We start from the raw sequence: 1,236 nt of genomic DNA, 5'->3' as shown, positions 1-1,236 counted from the left end.
AGCCGCTCACCCGGAATCACCATCAGCGCCAGGGCGTAGTGGGTGGCGTCGTAACTGTCCACCGACAGCGTTTTGAGCTCCGTGGTGGGATCCAGCAGCCGCCCCTCGTCGAGGGGATAGTTCTCGAACACGGTGGTGGTGTCGAAGATCTCGCCCGATCCGATGCCCGCCAGCCGCTGGATCTCGACGAGACCGAGGTGCTGGTGGTCAAGGAGCCGTGCCTGCTCCTCCTGCAACCGGGTGAGCAGCGCGGATACCGTCTCGCGCGGATCAATCCGCAGCCGCAGCGGGACGGTGTTGATGAACTGCCCCACGATGGACTCCACACCGGGGATCTCGGCGGGCCGCCCGGAGACCGTGGTGCCGAACACCACATCGTCCCGTCCGGTCAGCCGGCCCAGCAGAACCCCCCACCCGGCCTGCACCAGAGTATTGAGGGTGAGCCCCAATTGGCGGGCCCGCGTGAAGAGTTGGTCCGCCAGTCCGGCGGGCAGGTCGAACGACAACTGCTCCGGGGAGACCGTGGTCCGGCCGGGGGCCGCGGAGGTGAGCAGAGTGGGCTCCTCCAGCCCCGCGAGCGCCTCGCGCCACGCCTCGCGCGCCGCTTCGCGGTCCTGGCGTCCGCACCACTCCAGATAGGTGCGATAGGGCACCGCACGGGGAAGCGCCGACTCATCGCCGTTGTGGTCGTAGAGGGCGAAGTACTCCTGGACGACCAGGGGCAGCGACCACCCGTCGAGCAGAATGTGATGGTGCGTCAGGACAAGGTGGTAGCGGTCGTCGCCCAGCCGGAAGAGCGCGAACCGGATCAGGGGCGGACGCGTGAGATCGAAGCGGGTCCCCCGGTCCTCGGCCAGCCATCGCTGGAGCTCGCTGTGCCGCTCCCCCTCGTCCAGCTCCCTGAGATCGGCCTCGTGCCAGCGGAGGGGCACCTCGCGCGGTACGAACTGGACGGGTTGCGTGAGGTCATGGTGGAGGAAGCCCGCCCGGAGCGGCGGATGGCGCCGTACGAGGGCCTCGGCCGCCCGCTGGAAGCGCGCGGGGTCAGCGGGCCCTTCGAGTTCGAAGGAGAGCTGCACCAGATAGACATCCGGTGCGGCGTCGTCGTACACGGCATGGAACAGCAACCCCTCCTGGACCGCGGTCAGCGGGAGGACGTCTTCCAGTTCACGCTTGTCCATCAGGCGTTCCTCCACCAGTCTTCGAGGTTGTTGATGTCGTGTTGGGTGAGGGTGA

General features: G+C 68.0%; 1 protein-coding gene. It reads right to left on the bottom strand.

The genetic code is table 11. The features are described 5' to 3' along the window. Positions 1-1,181, bottom strand: a 1,181-nt coding sequence (locus tag VT50_RS38010) for a condensation domain-containing protein (RefSeq protein ID WP_240529509.1), incomplete at its 3' end; no start/stop codon positions are given. Positions 1,182-1,236: the final 55 nt, after the last annotated feature.

The organism is Streptomyces antioxidans (assembly GCF_000968685.2).
Lineage (GTDB): Bacteria > Actinomycetota > Actinomycetes > Streptomycetales > Streptomycetaceae > Streptomyces > Streptomyces antioxidans.
This window is presented reverse-complemented; position numbering and strand designations above follow the sequence as displayed.